This is a genomic window from Rhodoferax sp. RT4P68 (genome assembly GCF_056521305.1).
Genome location: NZ_JBWMBB010000017.1, coordinates 38,492 through 61,287 on the forward strand (window position 1 = coordinate 38,492; position 22,796 = coordinate 61,287).

20 protein-coding genes are annotated in these 22,796 nt (G+C 68.1%); 17 read left to right on the forward strand and 3 right to left on the reverse strand.

Annotated elements, in window-relative coordinates; genetic code table 11:
- The first annotated feature begins 58 nt into the window (after nucleotides 1–58).
- The 17 genes from cyoD (at nucleotide 59) to AC099J_RS27955 (ending at nucleotide 17,103) form a co-directional block, all read left to right on the forward strand.
- The gene (gene cyoD, locus AC099J_RS27875; protein WP_479618568.1) at nucleotides 59–487 is read left to right on the forward strand and encodes a cytochrome o ubiquinol oxidase subunit IV; all 429 of its coding nucleotides are present in this window, start codon (nucleotides 59–61) and stop codon (nucleotides 485–487) included.
- On the forward strand, nucleotides 484–1,218 hold the full coding sequence (locus tag AC099J_RS27880) for an SURF1 family protein (RefSeq protein ID WP_479618569.1): 735 nt from the start codon (nucleotides 484–486) through the stop codon (nucleotides 1,216–1,218). Before cyoD ends, AC099J_RS27880 begins: the two co-directional genes overlap by 4 nt.
- A 49-nt stretch (nucleotides 1,219–1,267) precedes the next feature.
- A complete protein-coding gene (locus tag AC099J_RS27885; protein ID WP_479618570.1) occupies nucleotides 1,268–2,608 on the forward strand; it encodes an ATP-binding protein in 1,341 nt (446 codons plus the stop codon).
- Entirely contained in the window at nucleotides 2,598–3,143 is a 546-nt protein-coding gene (locus AC099J_RS27890; protein ID WP_479618571.1) for a response regulator transcription factor, read from the forward strand. The genes AC099J_RS27885 and AC099J_RS27890 overlap by 11 nt, the downstream gene beginning before the upstream one ends.
- Before the next feature lie 234 nt (nucleotides 3,144–3,377).
- Entirely contained in the window at nucleotides 3,378–4,442 is a 1,065-nt protein-coding gene (locus AC099J_RS27895) for a LacI family DNA-binding transcriptional regulator (RefSeq protein ID WP_479618572.1), read from the forward strand.
- A 180-nt stretch (nucleotides 4,443–4,622) separates the two neighbouring features.
- On the forward strand, nucleotides 4,623–5,978 hold the full coding sequence (locus tag AC099J_RS27900) for a GH1 family beta-glucosidase (RefSeq protein ID WP_479618573.1): 1,356 nt from the start codon (nucleotides 4,623–4,625) through the stop codon (nucleotides 5,976–5,978).
- A gap of 16 nt (nucleotides 5,979–5,994) precedes the next feature.
- Nucleotides 5,995–6,948, forward strand: coding sequence for a glycoside hydrolase family 16 protein (locus AC099J_RS27905; protein WP_479618574.1), 954 nt, complete (start codon nucleotides 5,995–5,997; stop codon nucleotides 6,946–6,948).
- 61 nt (nucleotides 6,949–7,009) lie between these two features.
- Nucleotides 7,010–8,014 (forward strand): glycoside hydrolase family 17 protein, encoded by a 1,005-nt coding sequence (locus AC099J_RS27910; protein WP_479618575.1) that lies wholly within the window; start codon nucleotides 7,010–7,012, stop codon nucleotides 8,012–8,014.
- Between the two features lie 182 nt (nucleotides 8,015–8,196).
- The gene (locus tag AC099J_RS27915) at nucleotides 8,197–9,135 is read left to right on the forward strand and encodes a glycoside hydrolase family 17 protein (RefSeq protein ID WP_479618576.1); all 939 of its coding nucleotides are present in this window, start codon (nucleotides 8,197–8,199) and stop codon (nucleotides 9,133–9,135) included.
- 194 nt (nucleotides 9,136–9,329) lie between these two features.
- Nucleotides 9,330–10,394, forward strand: coding sequence for a D-cysteate sulfo-lyase (cuyA, locus tag AC099J_RS27920; RefSeq protein WP_479618577.1), 1,065 nt, complete (start codon nucleotides 9,330–9,332; stop codon nucleotides 10,392–10,394).
- A gap of 27 nt (nucleotides 10,395–10,421) precedes the next feature.
- The gene (dctP, locus tag AC099J_RS27925) at nucleotides 10,422–11,420 is read left to right on the forward strand and encodes a TRAP transporter substrate-binding protein DctP (RefSeq protein WP_479618578.1); all 999 of its coding nucleotides are present in this window, start codon (nucleotides 10,422–10,424) and stop codon (nucleotides 11,418–11,420) included.
- A 6-nt stretch (nucleotides 11,421–11,426) separates the two neighbouring features.
- Nucleotides 11,427–11,933 carry a TRAP transporter small permease gene (locus AC099J_RS27930; protein ID WP_479618579.1) on the forward strand — a complete coding sequence of 169 codons (507 nt, stop codon included), beginning with the start codon at nucleotides 11,427–11,429 and terminating at the stop codon, nucleotides 11,931–11,933.
- A gap of 13 nt (nucleotides 11,934–11,946) precedes the next feature.
- Nucleotides 11,947–13,248 (forward strand): TRAP transporter large permease, encoded by a 1,302-nt coding sequence (locus tag AC099J_RS27935; RefSeq protein ID WP_479618580.1) that lies wholly within the window; start codon nucleotides 11,947–11,949, stop codon nucleotides 13,246–13,248.
- Complete coding sequence (locus AC099J_RS27940; protein ID WP_479618581.1) at nucleotides 13,245–14,027, forward strand: alpha/beta fold hydrolase; 783 nt, start codon at nucleotides 13,245–13,247, stop codon at nucleotides 14,025–14,027. The genes AC099J_RS27935 and AC099J_RS27940 overlap by 4 nt, the downstream gene beginning before the upstream one ends.
- Nucleotides 14,028–14,102: 75 nt before the next feature.
- Nucleotides 14,103–15,125 (forward strand): LysR family transcriptional regulator, encoded by a 1,023-nt coding sequence (locus tag AC099J_RS27945; protein WP_479618582.1) that lies wholly within the window; start codon nucleotides 14,103–14,105, stop codon nucleotides 15,123–15,125.
- A 146-nt stretch (nucleotides 15,126–15,271) separates the two neighbouring features.
- Nucleotides 15,272–15,436, forward strand: a complete 165-nt coding sequence (locus AC099J_RS27950; RefSeq protein ID WP_479618583.1) for a hypothetical protein — start codon at nucleotides 15,272–15,274, stop codon at nucleotides 15,434–15,436.
- Between the two features lie 137 nt (nucleotides 15,437–15,573).
- Nucleotides 15,574–17,103 (forward strand): alanine/glycine:cation symporter family protein, encoded by a 1,530-nt coding sequence (locus AC099J_RS27955; protein ID WP_479618584.1) that lies wholly within the window; start codon nucleotides 15,574–15,576, stop codon nucleotides 17,101–17,103.
- 123 nt (nucleotides 17,104–17,226) lie between these two features.
- Here AC099J_RS27955 and AC099J_RS27960 read toward each other — a convergent pair whose 3' ends face one another.
- Genes AC099J_RS27960 through AC099J_RS27970 form a run of 3 tightly spaced genes read right to left on the reverse strand, consistent with a single transcriptional unit; the run spans nucleotide 17,227 to nucleotide 22,789 of the window.
- Nucleotides 17,227–19,629: an MFS transporter gene (locus AC099J_RS27960; protein ID WP_479618585.1), complete on the reverse strand. Its 2,403-nt coding sequence runs from the start codon at nucleotides 19,627–19,629 to the stop codon at nucleotides 17,227–17,229.
- 35 nt (nucleotides 19,630–19,664) lie between these two features.
- Nucleotides 19,665–21,017, reverse strand: a complete 1,353-nt coding sequence (locus tag AC099J_RS27965) for a glycoside hydrolase family 30 protein (RefSeq protein WP_479618586.1) — start codon at nucleotides 21,015–21,017, stop codon at nucleotides 19,665–19,667.
- Entirely contained in the window at nucleotides 21,017–22,789 is a 1,773-nt protein-coding gene (locus AC099J_RS27970; protein WP_479618587.1) for a glycoside hydrolase family 17 protein, read from the reverse strand. The genes AC099J_RS27965 and AC099J_RS27970 overlap by 1 nt, the downstream gene beginning before the upstream one ends.
- Nucleotides 22,790–22,796 lie beyond the last annotated feature (7 nt).

Consider the following 22,796-nt stretch of genomic DNA (forward strand, 5'->3'; position numbering starts at 1 on the left):
GCACCGCCCGGCCGCCCGAAGGGGCTCGCATCGCAGGCCGCAAGGCCGGAGAGTATCTATGAGCACGCACGCAACGCACGACGCGCACGCTGGACACGGGCACGACGACCACCACGACGACCACCATGACGGCGCGCCGCACAGCACGATGCGCGAGTACGTGATCGGCTTTTTGCTGTCGGTCGTGCTGACGGCCATTCCGTTCTGGCTGGTCATGGCCGACGTCATCAGCAACCGCACCGTTGCCGTGCTGGTGCTGGGCGGTTTTGCTGTCGTGCAGATTCTGGTGCACATGGTCTTTTTCCTGCACATGAACGGCAAGGTGGAAGGCGGCTGGACCATGCTGTCCACCATCTTCACGGTGGTCTTCGTGGCCATTGCCATTGCCGGCACGCTGTGGGTCATGTTCCACATGAACACCAACATGATGCCCTCGCACGACCAGTACCAGCAGAACCTGCAGCACCAGCAGCACGGGCCCAAATGAAACCTGGCCGGGGCCTGCCCTGGCTGGTCGTGTTGGCTGCCGCGATGCTGTGCGCAGGGTTTGCCGCGCTGGGCACGTGGCAGCTGCAACGCATGGGTTGGAAGCACGACCTGATTGCGCGCATCGAGGCACGCATCGGCGCCCCACCCGCCGCACCGCCAGCCTCCGACGACTGGCCCGCGCTGCAGGCCGACCCGCAAGCCTTCGAATACCGCCGCGTACGCCTGCAGGGCGAGTTCCAGCATGCCGACGAGGCGCTGGTGCAGGCCACCACCGACCTGGGCGCCGGCTTCTGGGTGCTGACGCCGCTGCGCTTGGCAGACGGCAGCGTGGTGCTGGTGAATCGCGGCTTCGTGCCGCCGGATCGGCGTGATCCCGCCCGCCGCGAAGCCGTGGCGCCACATGGCCCCGTCACGGTGGAGGGTTTGCTGCGCCTGAGCGAACCCGGTGGCGGATTTCTGCGCGAGAACGACCCGGCCGCCGACCGCTGGCACTCACGCGACGTGGCCGCCATCGCCGCCGCGCGCAAGCTGCCCACCGAACGCGTGGCGCCCTACTTCGTCGATGCCGAATCCACACTGCCGCCGGGCCAGTGGCCGGCCGGTGGACTGACGGTGCTGCGCTTCACCGACAACCACCTGGTCTATGCGCTGACCTGGTATGTGCTGGCACTGATGGTGGCGGCAGCCGGCGTCTACGTGCTGCGCAGTGGCCGCCACCCTGCGCAGTGACGCCACGGGCTTGCGCGCCCTGCGGCGCATGCCGTGACAATCCGCCCCCATGCCGCTGACCCCACCTGCCACCCTGCCGCCGCCCGCCGCAGCCCGCAGCACCAGCCCCGACAAGGCCGCCGGCCTGAAGAACCTGCAGCAGCTGATCCAGCTGCGCTGGATCGCCGTGTTCGGCCAGGTGCTCACGATCGAGGTGGTGCATTACGGGCTGCGCATTGCGATTCCGCTGCAGGCCATGCTGACACTGCTGGCCGCGCTGGTGGCGTTCAACGTGCTGTCACAGCTGCGCTGGCGCACCGGGCGCCACGTCACCAGCGCCGAGCTGCTCTTCGCCATGCTGGTCGATGTCGCCGCCCTCACGGCCCAGCTCTACCTGTCCGGCGGTGCGACCAACCCGTTCGTGTTTCTGTACTTGCTGCAGGTGATCCTGAGCGCCGTGCTGCTGCCCAACTGGGCCACCTGGACGGTGGTGGCCGTCACCACGCTGTGCTTCACCGGCCTGGCCTGGCTGGCGCCGCCGCTGGCCCTGCCGCTCGACCACCACCGTGGCCTGGCCAGCCCCTACATGCTGGGCACGCTGCTGTGCTTTGCGCTGAACGCGGTGCTGCTGGTCACCTTCATTGCGCGCATCGTCGGCAATCTGCGCGAGCGCGACGAGCGCCTGGCCGCGCTGCGCCAGCGCGCCGCCGAAGAGGAGCACATCGTGCGCATGGGCCTGCTGGCCTCCGGTGCAGCGCACGAGCTGGGCACGCCGCTGTCCACGCTGGCCGTGATCCTGGGCGACTGGCAGCATCTGCCGCATTTCAGCTCCGAGCCCGAGCTGGCCACCGACGTGGCGGAGATGCAGGCCCAGGTCGCGCGCTGCAAGGCCATCGTCAGCGGCATCCTGCTGTCGGCCGGCGAGGCGCGTGGCGAGTCGTCCAGCGCCACCACGCTGAACACCTTTCTGGACGAGGTCGTCGCCCGTTGGCGCGGCCGCCGGCCATGTGCCGGCTTCGTCTACGAGAACCGCTTCGGGGCCGACCTGCCGATGGTGTCGGACTCGGCCGTGCAGCAAATGATCGGCAACGTGCTGGATAACGCCGTCGAAGCCTCGCCCGCTGCCGTGCACTTCCAGGCCACGCGCGAAGGCGACGCGCTGGTGCTGACAGTGCGCGACCGTGGCCCCGGCTTTGCGCCGCACATGCTGCAGCAGCTGGGCAAGCCCTACCAGTCCAGCAAAGGCCGGCCCGGCGGCGGGCTGGGGTTGTTCCTGGTCGTCAACGTGGCGCGTACGCTGGGTGGCCACGTCAGCGCGCGCAACCTGGAAAGCGCAGGCGCGGAACTGCGCATCACCCTTCCGTTGGCAGCCATTGCGCTGCCGGAGGAAGATGCGCACGATGCACGATGAAACCCTGGAACGCCGGCTGCTGATCGTCGAAGACGACGCAGCGTTTGCGCGCACGCTTGCCCGTTCGTTCGATCGCCGCGGCTATGCCGTGCGCACCGCCACCAGCCTGGAAACCTTGCTGGTGCAGCTGCAGGACTTCGCACCCACGCATGCCGTGGTCGACCTGAAACTGGCCGGCGAGTCGTCGGGCCTGGCCTGCGTGCGTGCGTTGAGCGCGCGCGACGAGGCCATGTTGATCGTCGTGCTCACCGGCTTTGCCAGCATCGCCACGGCTGTGGAGGCCATCAAGCTCGGCGCCTGCCACTACCTGGCCAAGCCATCGAACACCGACGACATCGAAGCCGCCTTCGGCCGTGCCGAGGGCACGACCGAGGTCGAGCTGACGGGGCGCCCCACGTCGATCAAGACGCTGGAGTGGGAGCGCATCCACCAGATGCTGGCCGAGACCGACTTCAACATCTCCGAGACCGCGCGGCGGCTGGGCATGCACCGGCGCACGCTGGCGCGCAAGCTGGAAAAGCAGCAGGTGAAGTAGCGGCGCGCCCGGCGGCGGCGGCCACTGCGCGCCTGTCGACTGCGCGCAAGCCCTGCGGATAAACTGCCCGCGCCCCCGAGAACTACACGTGCCCATGGATGACTTCAACGCTGCTTTGAGACGCCCGACCGGTACGTTCGTGAAACCGTGTAGCAGCCTTCTAGTCCGAGCGGCCGTGCGTGCGTGCTTCGGCACCTCGTACGGTGGAGCTTCGCGACGCCAGAGCCCGTCGCCATGAGCAGCGCTTCCCCGGGGGCCAGCAGACGTCGCTCCCCGTCCAAGACCGCCGGCAAGCCCAACCTGCAGGCGGTGGCGGACGCGGCCGGTGTGTCGGCCGCCACCGTGTCGCGCATCCTGAATGGCACGGCAGGTGTGCGCGAGGACAAGCGCCAGGCCGTGGACGAAGCCATCGCGCGCCTGGGCTTCGTGCCCGACCCGGCCGCCCGCAGCCTGGCGGGCGGGCGCACGCTGAGCATCGGCGTCGTGACGCAGGCCATCGACAGCCCCTTCTACGGCGGCGCGCTGCGCGGCATCGAAGAGCAGCTCGGCCGCTCGGGCTACAACGCGCTGTTCGTCAGCGGGCAATGGAGCGCCACGCACGAGGCGCGCTGCATCGACACCCTGCGCACGCGGCGCGTGGACGGCATCATCGTGCTGACCGGGCGCCTCAGCGATGCGGCCCTGACCCGCTGCGCGCGCGACCTGCCGGTGGTGGTGACCGGGCGCACGCTGCAAGCGCCCGGCCTGTTCGCGCTGGACTTCGACAACGTCGAGGGCGCGCGCCTGGCCACCCGGCACTTGCTGGACCTGGGGCACCGGCGCATTGCCTTCATCGCCGGCGACCTGCGCCACGCCGACGGCGCCCAGCGCCTGCGTGGTTACCGCGAGGCGCTGGAGGCAGCGGGCATCGCGTATGACGACGCGCTCGTCGAGCGCGGCGACTTCACCGAAGCCAGCGGCCTGGCTGCTGCCGAACGGCTGATCGAGCGCCGCGAGCCCTTCAGCGCCATCTTCGCGGCCAACGACCAGATGGCCTTCGGCGCGGCCCTGGCGCTGTACCGACGCAAGTTGCGTGTGCCCGAGGACGTCTCGCTGGTCGGCTTCGACGACATCGCCGGGGCCGTCTACGCCACGCCGCCCATGAGCACCGTGCACCACCCGGTGCACGAGCTCGGCAAGCTGGCCGCCAAGGCCATGCTGCAGCTGCTCGCAGGTGAGAAGCCCGCGCTGGCCCTGCCGGCGCCGCAGCTCATCGCGCGCGAGTCCACTGCACCCCGCACGCCTGTGGGCTCGCGCTGAATCCGTCAGCCAGCCGCCAAACCCCCCGCACCCACCGCACACGCGTTAACCCTAGATTGACGGTTGAAGACGGGCCCGCGACACTTTGAAAGCGCTTTCATAATTGGATCCGTTCGATGGCTGCCGTTTCCCCTCGGAGCTTCCCCATCGAGCCGTCTCCAACCCCTTACGAACGACCCCATGACCCACGACTCCGCCGCCCTGGCCGACCGCACCCACCATTTCCCGCCCGATTTCGTCTGGGGCGTGGCCACCAGCGCCTACCAGATCGAGGGCGCCGCCACGGCCGATGGCAAGGGCGAATCGATCTGGGACCGCTTTTGCCGCGTACCCGGCGCCATTGCCGACGGCAGCGACGGTCAAACCGCCTGCGACCACTACCACCGCTGGGAATCGGACCTGGACCTGATCGCCGACCTGGGCGTTGACGCCTACCGTTTCTCCATCTCCTGGCCGCGCGTGCAGCCGCTGGGCCACGGCGCGTTCAACGCAGCCGGCATGGCTTTCTACGAGCGGCTGGTCGATGGCTTGCTCGCGCGCGGCATTCAGCCCTACGTCACCCTGAACCACTGGGATCTGCCGGCAGCGCTGCAGGACGCCGGTGGCTGGGCGGCGCGCGACACCGTGCACCGTTTCGTCGAATACGCCTGCCATGTCGCAGCCCGCCTGGGCGACCGCGTGGCGGCCATCACCACCCACAACGAGCCCTGGGTGGTGGCCGTGTTGGGCCACCAGCAGGGCATCTTCGCGCCCGGCGTGCAGAACCGTGGCGTCGCCATGCAGGTGGCCCACCACCTGTTGCTGAGCCACGGACTGGCACTGCAGGCGCTGCGTGCCCAGGGCTGCAAAAGCCGCCTGGGCATCGTGCTGAATCTGTCGCCCATCGTGCCGGCCACCGACAGTGCCGAGGACGTAGCGGCCGCCCGCCTGCAGGACGGCCACTCCGTGCGCTGGTACATGGACCCGCTGTTCAAGGGCCAGTACCCGCAGGACGTGTGGGACGACCTGGGCGCCGACGCCCCCGCCGTGCAGCCGGGCGATTTGCAGGCCATCGCGACGCCGATGGACTTTCTCGGCATCAACTACTACACGCGCGGCGTCGCCAGCGCCAGCGGCGCCTTCAGCGTGCACACCAGCGGCAAGGCCCTGACCGACATGGGCTGGGAGATCGTGCCCGAGGGCCTGACCGACCTGCTGGTGCGCATGCACCGCGACTGGACACTGCCGCCGCTCTACATCAAGGAGAACGGTGCTGCATTCCAGGACCAGCTGGTCGATGGCGAAGTGCACGACGTGGAACGCAAGCTGTACATCGCCAACCACATTGCCGCCGTGGCCGATGCACTGGCCCATGGCGTGCCCATGGCCGGCTACATGGTGTGGAGCCTGATGGACAACTTCGAGTGGGCCAGCGGCTATGCCAAGCGCTTTGGCATCGTGCACGTGGACTACGAGACCCAGAAGCGCACGCCCAAGGCCAGCGCACTGTGGTACCGCGACTTCCTGCGCCGGCAAAAGGCGCTGCGCGCCGCCTGAACGGAGACGAACGCACATGAACGACCCGCATCCCCGCCCGGCCGAATGGAGCCTGGTCTGGGCCGACGAATTCGAGGGCGATGCCGTGGACCGCACGAAGTGGGACTTCGACATCGGCAACGGCTTCTACGACTACCGCAACCATGTGTGGGTGCCCGGCTGGGGCAACGAGGAACTGCAGTACTACACCGGCGAGCCCGAGAACGTGGTGGTGCAGAACAGCTGCCTGAAGATCCGCGCGGTGAAGTCGGCCCTGCATGGCTGCGGCTACACATCGGCGCGGCTGCGCAGCAAGGCGCGCGACGGCCGCGTGTTGTTCGCCAAGCAGTACGGCCGCATCGCGTTCCGCGCGCGCGTGCCCTGGGGCAAGGGCCTGTGGCCCGCGCTGTGGATGTTGCCGGTGGACGATGCCTACGGCGGCTGGGCCGCCAGCGGCGAGATCGACCTGATGGAGATCGTGGGCGAGCGGCCCGAGCAGGTGCTCAGCAGCCTGCACTTCGGTTCGGCAGCGCCACGGCGCACGCTGATCACCGCCACGCATCCGCTGCCGCCGGGGCAACGCGTGTCCGACTGGCACACCTACGCCGTGGAGTGGGAACCGGGCGAGATCCGCTTCTACGTCGACGGCGAGCCGACCTGCCGCTACGACCACTGGTGGAGCTGCGGCCTGACCGAAGGCGGCCAGGGCCTGGAGGCCACCTCAGAGGCCGACCTGCACCCCTGGCCTGCGCCCTTCGACCAGCGCTTCTACCTGCTCATGAACGTGGCCGTGGGTGGCAACTTTCCCGGCAAGCCCGACGCGCAGACCCGCTTTCCAGCCGAGCTGGTGGTGGACTGGGTGCGCGTGTACGACAAGGTCGGTGGCTATGGGCCGGCCACACCGCGCGGCCCCGGCGTGATGCCCTGGGAGCCCGGGCACGAAGCCGAGCGCCAGGCCGTGCCACTGGCCGGCAAGCGCAGCTCGAACTGACCGCGGCGACCACGCGCCCGCACCGTCCGCCCTTCGCGGGGCACTTGTTCCGGAGTCCACCATGCTCACCTCGCCCGCTCTCGCCACCGAGCCCGCCGTCCGCAGCAGCTCGGCCCCTGCGCAGCCCGCTTTTGCACTGGCCCCCGCACCCGGCCCCGCAGCCGGCCATGCGCCAGGGATGGCCAACGCTGGCACCAGGCCGGCCGCTGCACCGCCACCGCTCAGCCCCAGCGCCCGGGCCCAGCTCGATGACGCCATCGGTGCGCTGCTGCAGCGCGGCCTGCACGGCCTGTGTTTCAGCCCCTACCTGGACGGCCAGCAGCCGGGCGACCAGATCGGCGAAGCGCAGATCCGCGAACGCCTGGCCATCGTGCGCCCGCACACGCGCTGGGTGCGCAGCTTCTCCTGCACAGACGGCCATGAACAGACGCCGCGCATCGCCCACGAGATGGGATTGAAAACCCTCGTCGGCGGCTGGCTGGGCACCGATGCCGCCATCAACGAGCGTGAGATCGAGGGCTTGATCGACGTCGCCCGTGCCGGCCATGCCGACATCGTCGCCGTCGGCAACGAAGTGCTGCTACGCGGCGACATGGAAGAAGACCAGCTCATCGCCACCATCGAGCGCGTCAAGCAGGCTTTGCCCGGCGCGACGGTAGGCTACGTGGACGCGTACTTCCTGTTCGAGAAGCACCCGCGCGTGGCGGCCGCCTGCGACGTGCTGCTGATCAACTGCTACCCGTTCTGGGAAGGCTGCCCGCGCGAGCAATCACTGGCCTACATGCAGACCATGTTCGAGCGCGTGCGTGCCGCTGCGCCCGGCAAGCGCATCGTCATCAGCGAGACCGGCTGGCCCGACCAGGGCAGCGCCTTCCACGCCGCCGTGCCCGGCCACGAAGCTGCCATGCAGTATTTGCTGGACACCGACGCCTGGGCCACGCGCGAGGGCATCGAGTGGTTTCACTTCGCGGCTTTTGACGAAGCCTGGAAGATCGCCGCCGAGGGCGACGTGGGCGCGTTCTGGGGCATCTGGGATCAGCACGCACGGCGGAAGTTCGGTGCATGAGCGCGCGCCGGGCCGCCCCAAGCAAGCTCGCACCGCAGGCGAAGCCGGAGGTACTCCTATGAGCGCGCGCCGGGCCGCCCCAAGCAAGCTCGCACCGCAGGCGAAGCCGGAGGTATTCCTATGAGCGCGCGCCGGGCCGCCCCAGGCAAGCTCGCACCGCAGGCGAAGCCGGAGGTATTCCCATGACGACACAAGCACTCGACCTGCCACGCGGCAACGCCATCTGCTACTCCGGCTACCGCGAAGGCCAGAGCCCTGCCACCCGCACCTACCCCAGCGTGGCCGAGATCCGCCAGGACCTGCACCTGCTGGCGCCCCACTTCCAGCTGCTCCGCCTGTACGACTGCAGCCCGCATGCCGAGCGGGTGCTGCAGATCATCGAAGAAGACAGGCTGCCGCTGCGCGTGCTGCTGGGCGCGCACATGGGCGCCGAGGCCAGCAACCCAGGCTGCCCCTGGGGTGCGCACTATGCCGACGCGCAACTCGCCGAACAGCGGCTGGAGAACGACGCCGAACTCGACCGGCTCGTGGCCCTGGCCGCACGCCACCCACAGACCGTGTTCGCGGTGGCCGTCGGCAACGAGGCGCTGGTCGACTGGACCGACCACCTCGTACCGCTGCCGCGCATGCTGGAGGCCGTGCACTTCGTGAAGCAACATGTGGCCCAGCCGGTCACGGTGTGCGAGAACCACGTGCCCTGGCGCACCACGCTGCAGCCACTGGCGGCCGAGCTGGACTTCCTGTCCGTGCACAGCTATCCGGTCTGGGAAGGCCGGCCTGTGGAAGAGGCGCTAGCCCACACCCAGGCCGACCTGGCGGCCGTGGCCGCCGCCAACCCCGGCAAGCCGCTGGTGCTGTCCGAGGTGGGCTGGTGCACGGCCGCCAACGGGCGCGGCTTTCCCGCGCACCATGCCAGCGCCCATGCCCAGGCGATCTACCTGGCACAGCTGCGCGATTGGAGCCGCCCCTCCGGCGTGCTGTGCTTTCTGTTTGAAGCCTTCGACGAGCCCTGGAAAGGGTCGAGCGATCCGCTGGAGCCGGAGAAGCACTGGGGCGTGTTCGGCGTGGACCGGCAGGCCAAGCCGGCGATGCGGGTGTGGACGGCACCGGCCGCAGCCTGACATTCCCACGCGCTCGCTGCGCCAGGCGCGTTGTCCCGCCCGGCGCCCCATGTGCGCGACGCACCGTGTGCGCGGCATGGCTGCAGCGCACTGCCCAGGCCCATGGCGGCGGCATCGGAGCAGCCGACGGCGCCGCGTCGTCGGTGGGCCAGCCGCACTATGCGCAAAACGAAAAATAGCCCTCAATCAAACGATTGGACACGCTGCACACCACGCTCGACTATTCACGTACCAACTTCCTGGACACCGCCGTGGACATCGCCCAATTCCCCCGCATCCGGCTCGGCCACTTCCCGACGCCACTCGAACCCATGGACAACCTCACGCGCGCCCTCGGTGGTCCGCGCTTGTGGATCAAGCGTGACGACTGCACCGGCCTGTCGACCGGCGGCAACAAGACCCGCAAGCTCGAGTTCCTGATGGCCGAGGCGCAGGCGCAGAACGCCGATGTGGTGATCACCCAGGGCGCCACGCAATCCAACCACGCGCGCCAGACCGCTGCGGCCGCAGCGAAGCTCGGCATGCAGTGCCACATCCTGCTGGAAGACCGCACCGGCTACACCCGGTCCGACTACGTCCACAACGGCAACGTGCTGCTGGACCGGTTGCACGGCGCCACCGTCGAGCGCCGCGCCGGCGGCAGCGACATGCAGGCCGAAATGCAGGCCGTTGCCGCACGGCTGACGCAGGCCGGTCGCCGCCCCTACGTGATTCCAGGCGGAGGCTCGAACCCGCTGGGTGCATTGGGCTATGCCCAGGCCGCGCTGGAGCTGGTGAACCAGTCGTCCGACATGGGGCTGCGCATCGATCACCTGGTCCACGCCACCGGTAGCGCCGGTACCCAGGCCGGCCTGGTTGCCGGCCTGCAGGCCATGCACAGCTCCATCGGACTGCTCGGTATCGGCGTGCGTGCGCCACGCGACAAGCAGGAAACCATGGTGTACGACCTGGCCTGCCGCACCTGGTCGCTGCTGGGCCTGCGTGGCGAGTTGCCGCGCAGCGCGGTGCAGGCCAACTGCGACTACGTTGGCGCAGGCTACGGCTTGCCGACGCCGGGCATGGCCGAGGCGATCACCTTGCTGGCCCGCACCGAGGGCATCCTGCTCGACCCGGTGTACTCCGGCAAGGGCATGGCCGGCCTGATCGACCTGGTGCGCAAGGGCCACTTCGCCAAGGACCGGAACATCGTGTTCCTGCACACCGGTGGATCGGCTGCACTGTTCAGCTACCCCGATGCCTTTGGCCTACCCACTTCCTGACATCTGCCCGTTCCAAGGAGAACCACCGTGACCCACTGCCGCCCCACCACCCTGCTGCGCCTTGGCGCCCTCTCGCTGCTGGCCGCCGCCTGCGCCACATCGGCCAGCGCCCAGACCACGCTGCGCCTGTCCACCTACGTCAACGAGGTGGATATTCGCTACCAAGGTTTCAAGAAGTTCGCCGAGCTCACCGCCGCAAAGACTGCGGGCAGGGTCAAGGTCGAGGTCTTCGCCTCGTCCACGCTGCATGGCTGGAGCGAAGGCATCGATGCCGTACTGGGCGGCGTGGCCGACATCAGCTGGATGCCGGCCGACAAGCGCCTGCCGTGCTACCGCATGACCTCGCTCTACCCGATGGTGGTGGACATGGGCAAGCAGATCGAACTGGACGCCGCCTACTCGGCGCTGATGAAGGCCGAGGCGGCCAAGGCTGGCCTGGTGCCGCTGATCAACTCCAACTACTCCTACGACCAGGAATGGTGGTTCAAGACCCCGGGCGCCGACCTGGGCAAGCTGGACGGCAAGCTGGTGCGCTCCATCGGGCCGCTGGTGTCCATGATGATCGAGACCTGGGGCGGCAAGCCGGTGTTCATCGCCCCCAAAGAGGTGTTCCAGTCCGCCGAGCGCGGGGTGGTCGACGGCATCAACATGGGCGTGGCCACCTACAGCGCCTGGAAGCTGTGGGGCGTGATGCCGCACATGGTCAAGTCCAACCTGTTCTACGGCAACATCGTCTACATGGTCAACAAGCGCAAGTTCGAGGGCCTGAGCCCGGCCGACCAGAGCGCCGTGCTGGCCGCCGCGCGCGAGTCCGAGGTCTGGCTCAAGCCCGCGTACGAGAAGTCGGTGGATGCCAGCATCGCCGATGCCGTCAAGCAAGGCGGCACCGTCACAGCGGTCGACCCGGCCAAGCGCAAGGCGATGGTGCAGTCCATCGCCACCAAGTGGAAGGGCGAGGTGGACGGCGCCTGCGGGCCCGAGCTGTCGAACAAGGTGCGCACGCTGTTCGACCAGAACGCGCTGTAAGCGGTCATGCTGCAGAACCTGCTGGTCCGCATCGAGCGGCTGGGTGTCTGGTTGGCCGGCGTGGGGGCGGCCATCATCGTGCTGCAGATGCTGTGGATCTCGTACGGTGTGTTCCGCCGCTACGTGCTGTCCGACCCCGACGGCACGGTCACCGAGGCCACGGCGCTACTGCTGTTCCCTGCCGCCTTCCTGGGCCTGGCCTTTGCGCTGAAGGAAGACGCCTACCCCAAGGTCACCTTCCTGCCCGATGCGCTGAGCCCCAGGGGCCGGCGCAGGCTGGAGATGCTCAACCTGGTGCTGATGACCGCGGTCGGTGGCTTCTTCGCCATCGCCGCCGTCGACGCCACGCGCAACTCGTTCGAGTCGGGTGCGGCCTCGGAGATCCTGCTCTGGCCGCGCTACCTGTTCTGGGCACCCGGGGCGCTGGCCCTGGTGGTGTTCACCCTCTACGTCATGGTCAAGCTGGCCGTCCTGCTGACGGCCCGCAACGCAGAATCCGGCCCGCGCGGCTGAATCGGGAGTCCTCATGGAGTGGTATCACGTCGGCATCGGTCTGATGGCCTTGCTGGTGGTGTTCATCGGCATCGGCTTGTCGATCCCGTTTGCGCTGGCGGCGGCCTCGCTGCCGTTCCTGTTTTACATCCAGGGCTGGTCGACCGCCCTGGTCAGCAGCGAGCTCAAGTTGTGGGGCGTGTGGATCGACTACATCCTGATCTCAGTGCCGCTGTTCGTGTTCCTGGGCGAGCTGATCGGGCGCTCCAGCATCGGGCCCAACCTGTTCCAGTTCATGCACCGCGGCGTGCGGGTGCGCGGGTCGGCAGCCTACGGCAGCATCGCCGCCTGCGCGGGCTTTGGTGCGGTGTGCGGCTCCTCGATGGTCGGCTCGCTGACGATCGGCGGCGTGGCGCTGCCGGAGATGAAGAAGCTGGGCTACGACAACCGCTTGTCCAGCGGCGTGCTGGCCGCCGGCGGCACGCTCAGCGTGCTGATCCCGCCCAGCCTGATCCTGCTGTTTTATGGCATCGTCACCGACACCTCCATCGGCGAGCTGTTCATCGCCGGCATCGTGCCCGGCGTGGTGCTGGTGCTGCTGTTCTGTCTGGTGGTCTACGTCTGGGGCCGGCTGCATCCCTCGCACATTCCCGATGCCGACAAGGCAGCGCGTACCAGCCTGCGGCAGATGCTGGTGTCGGTCGGGCCGATCTTCCTGATCGGGCTGGTCATCACGCTGTCGATCTATACCGGCATCACCACGCCGACCGAAGCCGCCGCCGTGGCCGCCTTGCTGACCGTGATCCTGGCGTTTGGCGTGGGCGGGCTGGACATCGCCGGCTTCAAGGCCGCGCTGATGGCCACCATGCGCACCATGGGGTACCTGGGCCTGCTGCTGTCGGCCGGCGTGCTGTTCGGCTTCGTCATGACCTACTACCGGGTGCCGCAGCAGTTCACCGAACTGTTCATGTCCTACCAGCTCAGCCCCTACGCGGTGCTGGCCATCGTGATCGCCTTCTACATCGTGCTGGGCATGTTCCTTGAGCCGGTGTCGATGACCTTCATCACGCTTCCGACCATCTTCCCGCTGATGCAGGCGGCCGGCTACGACATGGTGTGGTTCGGCATCGTCTACACCATCACGATGGAGATCGCAGTGCTGACGCCGCCGGTGGGCCTGAACCTGTACGTGATCCAGGGCATCAGCCGGGGCAGCATCAGCATCGGCGAGGTGATCACCGGCTGCCTGCCCTTCATCGCCAGCATGGTGGTGCTGATCGCGCTGCTGATCGCCCTGCCGGAGACGGCGATCTGGCTGCCGGCGGCGATGAAATGACCACGCCTCTCCTGCCCCACCTGCCGCACCGACGGGCCGGCGCCGGCGAAACGCTGGTGCTGGTGCATGGCTACCTGGGCGGCGCACGCCAATGGGAGGCCGAGATCGCGTTCCTGTGTCAGCACCTGGACGTGATCGCGGTGGACCTGGCCGGCTACGGCGACGCGAACCAGCTCGCCGCACCCACCGACATCGCCGACCACGCCCGTGCCGTGCTGGCCACGCTGGACCAGCTGGGCGTAGACCGCTTCCACCTGCTGGGCCACTCCATGGGCGGCATGGTGGTGCAGGAGATGGTGCACCAGGCGCCCGCACGCGTGCAGCGGCTGGTGCTCTATGCCACCGGTCCGCAGGGCAGCATCCCGGGCCGCTTCGAGACCCTGGCGCGCTCGCGCGAACGCTTAGGCGCCGACGGCGTGGAGCGCACCGCCAGGCGCATCAGCGCCGTCTGGCTGCGTGATCGCGAAGCATCGCCGGCCTATGAGGCCCTGGCCCTGCTGGCCACCTGCGCCAGCGAACAGGCCGCGCTGGCGGGCCTGCATGCGATGGAAGGCTGGGACGGCCGCCACCGCCTGGCCACTATCCGCCAGCGCACGCTGGTGGTCTGGGGCGACCAGGACCGCTCCTACACCTGGCCACAGATCGAGGCTCTGTGGCGCGGCATCCCCGGGGCCGCCCTGGCCGTGCTGCCCGACTGCTGCCACGCCCTGCACCTTGAGCGCCCGACGCTGTTCCACACGCTGCTGCTGGAGTTCCTGCGGCCGGATCCGGCACGGTGAAGCAGGATCCACGGCCCGCGTCAGCGGCAACGGCGGCCGCGCTGACAATGGCCGTCCCTCGGAGGGCAGCAGACCATGGAACTGAAGTGGCTTGACGACTACATCGCACTGATCGAGACCGGCAACTTCTCGGCGGCAGCCACGCGCCGCCATGTGTCGCAACCGGCGTTCTCGCGCCGCATCCAGATGCTGGAAGACTGGCTGGGCGTCACCCTGATCGACCGCACGCGCAAGCCCTTGCAGTTCACGCCCGTGGCGCGGGACAACCAGCTCGCATTTCGCAACCTGGTGGCGCGCATCTACGAGTTTCGCGCGGTGCTCAAGTCCGAATCGCTGGACAGCGCCGACATCACCATGGCCGCGCAACACACGCTGGCAGCAGCCTACGTGCCAGGCCTGCTGGCACGGCTGCGCCAGACCGATCCCGACCAGAACTTCAGGATCCGCTCGGACAACCGTGCGGAGGGCCTGGCCCTGCTGCTGCGCGGGGAGGCAGAGATTCTCATCACCTACGAAACACCCCAGTCCCCCTGCCACATCCCTGAGCAACTGGCCGCGCGCCAGTTGCTCGGGCAGGACGCGCTGGTGTTGGTGGCAAGCCCGCCACTGCACCGGAACCTGCGGCGGATCGCCGAAGGCGGCACCGTCCCGCTGCTGTGCTATCCGCCCGACAGCTTCTTCGGCCAGGCGCTGCGCACCGAGGCGTTGCCCGAGATGATGCGGCGCCAGCAGGTCGCGGTGCGCTGCGTGAGCGAATTCGCCATGGGGCTGCGAGAACTGGCCCTGGTCGACCAGGGTGCCGCATGGCTGCCGGCCTCGCTGATCCAGGACGACCTGGCAAACGCGCGTCTGCTGCCGCTGCAACGCCTGGGGCGCCCGGTCCCGATGGACATCGTCGCCTTCTTTGCCATGCTCCCTGGTGACAAGGGCGACCAGCTGCGACGCAGCTTCGAACTGCTGCGTAGCGATGCGCGGCCGCAGAGCGTGGCCGCTGTCCGGGCCAAGGTGCGGCGCCGGGCCGGTATCGGCATGCAGGGCGGCAAAGGCAAGCTGCCGACGGCGCCAGCCAGGCGATCACGCACGACAAGGATCCGCTGAACCTGCGGCCCTGCACGCTGAGGTCTGGCCATGGATCCCTGATCGCCGCCGCCACGCGCGGCCTGCTGTAGCGGGCCGCGCACGGCGGCGGCCCGTCACGGTGTGCGAGAACCACGTGCCCTGGCGCACCACGCACGCTGCAGCCAGTGGAGGCCGAGCTGCATCTCCTGTCCGTCCACAGCTGCCCGGTCTGGGAAGGCCGGCCGGTGGAAGAGGCGCTGGCCCACACCCAGGCCGACTTGGCGGCCGTGGCCGCCGCCAACCCCGGCAAGCCGCTGAGGTGGGCTGCAGTTGCGCGTAACACAGTGTGACGGCAGGCGCCTGCTTCGCACAATGCACACGCCAACAGATGGCCGCCAGCGTTGCATGCATGGCATGGCGGTTGCATTCGTGAAGGCAGTGCTTGTGCGCGAGCACTTCGATACAACAGACCAACAAGGAGTTTTTCATGACGCGAGGACGACGTTCCGGCACCGCCATTGCCACCACCCTGGCATTGCTGTGCTGGTGCACCGGTGCACAGGCCCAAGGCATCGATGCTGCCATCGACAAATTCTTCAACGACAACCTCGGCTGGTTCGCCTCGCTGATCTTCACGTCGGTGCCCGTGGGCGGCACCAGCTTCCCGCTGATCGCTGGCTGGCTGTTGGTCGCAGCGCTGGTGTTCACGGTGTATTTCGGGCTGATCCAGATCCGCAAGTTCAAACTGGCGATTGACATCGTGAGCGGCCGCTACTCCGACCCGAACAAGAAGGAGGCCGGCGAGATCTCGCACTTCCAGGCGCTGGCCACGGCGCTGTCCGGCACCGTCGGGCTGGGCAACATCGCCGGTGTGGGCGCGGCGCTGGCGATCGGCGGGCCGGGCGCCACCTTCTGGATGATCATCGTCGGCCTGCTCGGCATGGCGTCGAAGTTCACCGAATGCACATTGGGCGTGAAGTACCGCACCATCCTGCCTTCGGGCTCGGTGTCCGGCGGCCCCATGTACTACCTGAGCCGTGGCCTGGCCGAGCGCGGCATGGCCGGCCTGGGCCGCGTGCTCGCCGTGATGTTCGCCATCATGACCATCCTGGGCGCGCTGGGCGGCGGCAACATGTTCCAGGGCAACCAGGCCAACGCCATGCTGGTGTCCACCTTCGGCCTGCCCGACGGCTACGGCTGGGTCACCGGCCTGCTGCTGGCCGCGCTGGTGTTCTCGGTCATCGTCGGCGGCATGCCGTCCATCGCGTCCGTCACGGAAAAGCTGGTGCCATTCATGGCTGCGCTCTACCTGGGCATGTCGGTGCTGGTGATCGTGCTCAACCTGGACCAGATCGGCCCGGCGTTCGCGGCCATCTTCAACGGCGCCTTCACCGGCGAAGGCGTGGCCGGGGGCTTCATCGGCGCGCTGATCCAGGGCCTCAAACGGGCGACCTTCTCCAACGAGGCCGGCGTCGGCTCCGCCGCCATCGCGCACAGCGCGGTGAAGACCAACGAACCGGTGACCGAGGGCCTGGTCTCGCTGCTCGAACCCTTCATCGACACCGTGATCATCTGCACCATGACGGCGCTGGTCATCACCATCGCCGGGCTGAACGCCGGCCCGTACCCGAACCCGGCCGGCCTGACCGGCGTGGCCCTGACCTCGGCCTCGTTCCAGGCCACGTTCGACTGGCTCAAGTTCCCGCTGGCGGTGGCGGTGTGCATGTTCGCCATCTCGACCATGATCTCGTGGTCCTACTACGGCCTGAAGGCCTGGACCTACCTGTTTGGCGAAGGCAAGGCCAGCGAGCTGATTTACAAGCTGATGTTCTGCGTGTTCGTGGTGATCGGCTGCTCGATCAGCTTCGGCGCGGTGATCGACTTCTCCGACGCGGCGATCTTCGCCATGGGCATCTTCAACATCATCGGCCTGTACCTGCTGATGCCGGTCGTCAAGCAGGAACTCAAGCAGTTCCTTGCCAAGATCGAGAGTGGCGAGGTCAGGCGCTACCGCTGAGCGACCGTGGGCGCGGGCGGCTGCCACGGGCGCCCGCGCGCACCCGGCATGGTCTGCTGACGCCGGTCCGACCTGCGCGCGGTCGAATCCATCGCAGGTGCCGGCCCACCGCAGGATGCCGGGCTAACGCCGCCCGTACTTCGCCCGCTCGTCCTTGTCCCACAGCCCCCACTGCGTGCCCACTTCGCCCTCCTGCCCGCGCTTCCACGGCTCGTCGAACGAGGAAAAGTAGAACAGCTCCACGCTCTCGCGCCAGGCCCATTCCTGCACTTCGATGAAGTAGCGCATCGCGTTCTCGGGCGACGGCACGGCAGCGGCGACCGACTGCCCCGCACCGGGCCATCCCGTCTCGGCCACGATGACGCGCCTGCCCCCGGCAACGTCGCGCACCTGCGCGTGCATGTGCTGCAGCAACAGCGGCGCATAGGCGATGTCTGCGCCCTCCCAGAAGGGGTAGCAGTTGGGCAACAACACGTCGCAGGCCTCGACCAGCGCCGGCCTGTCCAGGAACGCGGAATAGGCATCGACACAGCCCACCGGAATGTGGGCCGGCAGCAGCGCCTTGACGCGGCGTATGGCGCCCAGCAGTTCGTGCTCCGGCAGCTCGCTGCGCAGCAGCACCTCGTTGCCCACCGCCGCAATGTCCACCAGGCCCTCTTCGGCCAACCGCACCAGGGCCAGGATCTCACGCTCGTTGCGTGCGCGGTCGTGGCCGATCCAGGCGCCCACCATCGTCTTCAATCCCTTGGCACGGGCCAGCCGGGCCATCTGCTCGTGGCCCTCGGTGCACGAGAACGAACGCAACCACTGCGTGCTGGGCGCCACGATGTCCAGGCGGCGGCGGATCTGCGCCTCGCTCAACTGATCGCCCGTGCCCTGCCCTTCTGCATACGGGCTGAAGCACAGGCCATGCATGCGGCCTGCCAGCACCTGCGAGAACAGCGCGCCGATCTGCTGCGGCGTCTGGCCTGCCAGGCGCGACTCTGGCACTGCCGACAGGTCCAGCGCCTGCAGGTGCGGCGACGTGCGCCCGCTGGGGCCTTGCGACGACGCGGGGACGGCAGGCTGCTTGCGCCGCGCAAGCTCGGCCTGCACGTCGGTGGCCCGCTGCTCGTCCAAGTCGTAGTCGCGCATGACCCACATTGCCAGCAAGGTGCCGAAGATGGGCACGCCGGAATAGAACAGCCGCAGCCCATCGACGGCGCCGTCAGGCTGCACGGCCACACCCGGCGTGAACCCGACGAAAGACATGATCGCGCCGCTGAGCAGGCCCGCGATGGCAAAGCCGAACTTCACCATCCACCAGTAGATGGCGCCGAAGATGCCCTCGCGCCGCTTGCCGGTGGCCAGCTCGTCGAGGTCGCAGACGTCGGCCGTCATCGACATCATCAGCGTGAACAAGCCGCCGATGCCGAACGAGAAGAACGGCAGCGCGAACATGAACATGTATGGCTTGCCCGGCACCATCAGGAACCACAGCAGCACGTAGCCGATGAGAGAGATGCCCTGCGACAGCAAAAAGGCATTCTTCTTGCCCATCTTGCGCGACATCCACGCCACCGTGGGGATCACCGCGAAGGTGGTGATCAGCGCACCCACACTGCCGAACAGGGTTGGCCAGATGCCGGCGGACGGCGCATTGCCGCCGAACAGGTGGTAGACCACGATGAAGAACGAGAACGCCGCCACCGTGTTGAAGGCGTTGAAGATCAGGAAGGTGGCGTAGCACAGCTTGCGGAACGGCACAGAGCTGAAGGCTTCCACGAAGCCCTTCAGGATCTCGCGCATGCCGCCGCCGAAGTTGCTCCAGGTCAGCGGGATCAGGTGCGTGTCGTCCTTGCTGGAGCGGCTGGGGATGAACAGCGCCGGCACCATGGCCAGCAGCATGCAGATCACGCCGACCCAGATCGACAGCGTGCGCGTGGCCGCGTCGGCGTTCTCGAACCACTTCGGGTCGTACATCACGACCCAGAACCACGGCGCGATCACCCAGGCCCACTGGCCGATCCACTGCGACACGGCCATGATGCTGGTGCGCTCGTGGAAGTCATCGCTCATCTCGTAGCCCATGGCGACATACGGAATGCTGAACAGCGTGAGCCCCGTGTAAAACACGAAGGACCAGCACAGGAAGTAGACGAAGTTGTAGTTCACGCCGTCGGTGCGGTAGATCTGCCACATCGCCACGAACGAGATGCCCATCACGATGGCACCGATGAACACGTACTGCTTGCGCCGGCCCCAGGTAGAGCGGGTGTTGTCGGAGATGAAGCCCATGATCGGGTCGGTGACCGAATCGAAGACGCGCGGCAGGAAGAACAGCACGCCCCACATCCAGCCCGGAAAACCCATGTCCTGCACCAGCACCACCATGAAGATGCCGAGCGCGGCCGGGAACATCTGGTTGGCCAGCATGCCCAGGCCGAATGCGACCTTCTGGCCGAACGAGACCTTGCGCGACGGGACGGCGACGGCGGGGGTGGCAGTGTCTGTGGCACTGGACGTGCCGGTGGCGATGGCGGACATGGCTCGCTTCCTTGAGGTTCTGTTCTGGTTCTGGTTCAGGTTGCGGGCCGCAGGTAGCTGCCGATGGCATGGGCCGGCAGGTGGGCGTCATGCACGGCGCCGTCAATGGCCAGCGAAAACGCCAGCGCGTCCTCACCGCGGTTGAGCGCCACCACCACGGTGCTGCCGTCGGGGTTGGCAAAGGCCGTGCACTCCAGCGCCTCGCGCGTGGCAGCGCACAACACGCGCGTCGCACCCGGCTGCACGAAGCGCGCGAAGTGGCCGATGGCAGCGTAAGAGCTTTGTGGATGCAGCCCGTCTTCGGCCGGCACGGCCAGCACCGGCGCACTGCAGAAGTTGCCGACGTGGTTCGGGCCGCCCCGCTCGTCCAGCAGCAGGTTCCAGTCGATCCACCCCACCGTCCAGCGGTTCAGGTCCGCGATGATCGAGCGGGCATAGCGCTCGGCCAGTTCCCAGTGGCCCCAGTGCGGCCCGCCTTCCTGGCAGCCTTCGGTGAACAGCAGCTGCTTGTCGGGCCAGGCGTCGTGTACCAGCTGCACGTGGTCGAAGTGTTCCTCGCCGTACCAGTGAAAGCCGGTGCCCCAGACGTACTTCGCGGCTTCGGCGTCGCCGTAGATGACGCTGGCGCGCTCGACCATCGCGTCGCGGTTGTGGTCCCACACGACGATGCGCACATGGGCGAGACCCGCAGCATGCAGCGCGGGGCCCAGGTGGTCACGCACGAAATCGCGCTCTTCCTCGGCCGTGTACAGGCACGAGTCCCAGCGCTGCCGGGCCTCGGGCTCGTTCTGCACGGAGACGCCCCACACCGGCACGCCCTCGGCCTCGTAGGCGCGGATGAAGCGCACGTAGCACTGGGCCCAGGCAGCACGGTACTGCGGCAGCAGCCGGCCGCCCTCGTTCATGCGGCCGTTGTCCTTCATCCAGGCCGGCGGGCTCCAGGGCGAGACCAGCAGCTTCAGCGACCGCGCCGCCACACGCTGCGCGGCCTGGATCATCGGCAAGAGGGCCAGGCGGTCGCGCGCGATCGAGAAGGTTTGCAGCGCCACATCGCCGGGCTTCTCCACATGCGCGTAGTTGCCCAGTGCAAAGTCGCAACTGTTCATGTGCACGCGGCACAGGGTGTAGCCGTGGCCATGCGCAGGGTCGAAGCAATCGCGCAAAAAATCCTCACGCCGCTCGGGTGACAGGCGCAGCCAGGTGGTGGCCGCGGCCTCGGTGAAGGCGCCGCCGAAGCCTTCGATGCATTGAAAGCGGCGCGTGGTGTCCACCCACAGCCGCGTCGGCGCATCGCAGGGGCCGGCCTGCAGCGGCGGCTGGTCGGCCAGCCGCGCGCCACTGTCGCGCGCGGACAGCACCCAGCGCAGGGGTGGCGCTGCCGCGTCCATCACGGCGTCCAGTGCAGACCGTCGATGCGGATGTTGGGCAGGCCCGTGAGGTTCAACGGCTTGCCGGTCATGCTGAAGCGGTCGGCGATGACGAAGCGGAACTTCACCAGCCGCAGGTCCAGCTTGGGGTTCTTGGCCAGGAAGGCTGAGACCGGCACCGCCACCTCGCACCAGGTGTTGGTGTTGCAGTAGCCGTACTCGCCCGGCGCGATCTGCAGGAAGGCCTCCTGGATGTCGCGGTCGTCGGTGTCGGTGCTGATGCCGATCTCGATCTTGCCGGGGTAGCCGTCGCTGCGCACGCTGAAGCGGATGTAGCCATTGGCATAGGCCGACAGGTTCTCGGTCGAGTCATCGGCCGCGCGCTGGAACAGGCCCCAGCCGTAGTCCACCGGGTTGGGCGTGATCTCAAACGCGGCGCCGCCGTCGGGTGCGCCGGCGCCGGCCGCATCGCGATAGCCGGTGTTGGCAAACGGATCCCAGCGCAAGCCGGTCGCGCGCGCTTCGCCGGGCACCGCCATGTCGGCATACAGCGTGTAGCGCGGGGCATTCACTGCCGGCGCGATGACCGGCGCCTGCCACTTGACGGCGTCGGCCATCGTCCATGCGCCGGCCTCGCAGGTCCAGGTCACGCCGCAGGTGCCCAGCGGCTGCACGACGTAGCGCGCCTGGCGGTTGGCGTTGAACAGGCCCCAGCCGTCGTCGCCCTGCTTCCAGGGTTCGTCGAAGGCCTGGAAGTAGAAAATGGCCTTGGGGCCGTGCACATCCAGCCGGCCCTCGCGCGCCCAGGCCTGCAGCGCGTCGAAGTACATCTTCTGGTTCACCGGGTGCGCGCGGTAGGCCAGGCTGGGGCCACCGGGCGTGTCCACCGCCGCCCAGCCGGTCTCGCCGATCACCATCGGCATATCGGTCAGGTTCAGCGAATCCAGCCCCTGGCGGGCCAGGCCGAACTGGCGCTTGGCCTCGGCGAGCGAGGCATCGGCCATGGCCTGCGCGCGCTGCGCCTCGGGCACGTTCTTCTGGCGCCAGTCGTACACCGTCGGGTTGTAGAAGGTGTCCAGAAACGGGTAGACGTGCACGGCGGCGTAGTCGATGAGGCCGGCAATCTCCTTGGGCACGGACTGCCAGAACAGGAAGTTGTCGTTGACGGTGACCGGCTGCTGGATGGCCGCACGCACCTTGCGCAGGTAGTCAGCCATGGTCGCCGGGGCGATCTTGTGGGTGGACCACTCGACCATCACTTCGTTGCCCACGCTGACAGTCTCGACGATGTCGCGGTAGGTGTTGGCGAGCCGGATCGCCGCGTCCAGCTCGACCTGGTTCTCGGCCTCGGCCGCGACGCTGCGGGCCGCATCCGGCGGGTCGAACACCACCGGGTTGGGATAGGCGCCCAGATGGACCTTGAGATCCAGGCCGTTGTCGCGGATCACCTGTAGCACGGTCTGCGAAAAGATGCGGCTGCTGAAGAGCCGGATGGTGCCGATGCCGGTGGCCTGCACCAGGCGCAGGTCTTCCAGCACGTTCTGCGGCGTGATGGTTTCGCCGTTCAGATCGGATTCGCTGCGCGACGTGCGGTAGGGCGAATAGTTGACGGCGGCGCGCGTCAGGAAGGCCTGCGACAGCTCACGCCGGTCGCTTTGCGACACGGCGGAATCGGTGTAGCCACCGCCGCCACCGCCGCAAGATGGCAGCGTCATGACCACGGCCATGGCCAACAAGGCGGCAGCCCATGGCTGGACGGTATGGCGAACGAAGGAGTGGGATGGGTTGTTCATCCTGGAT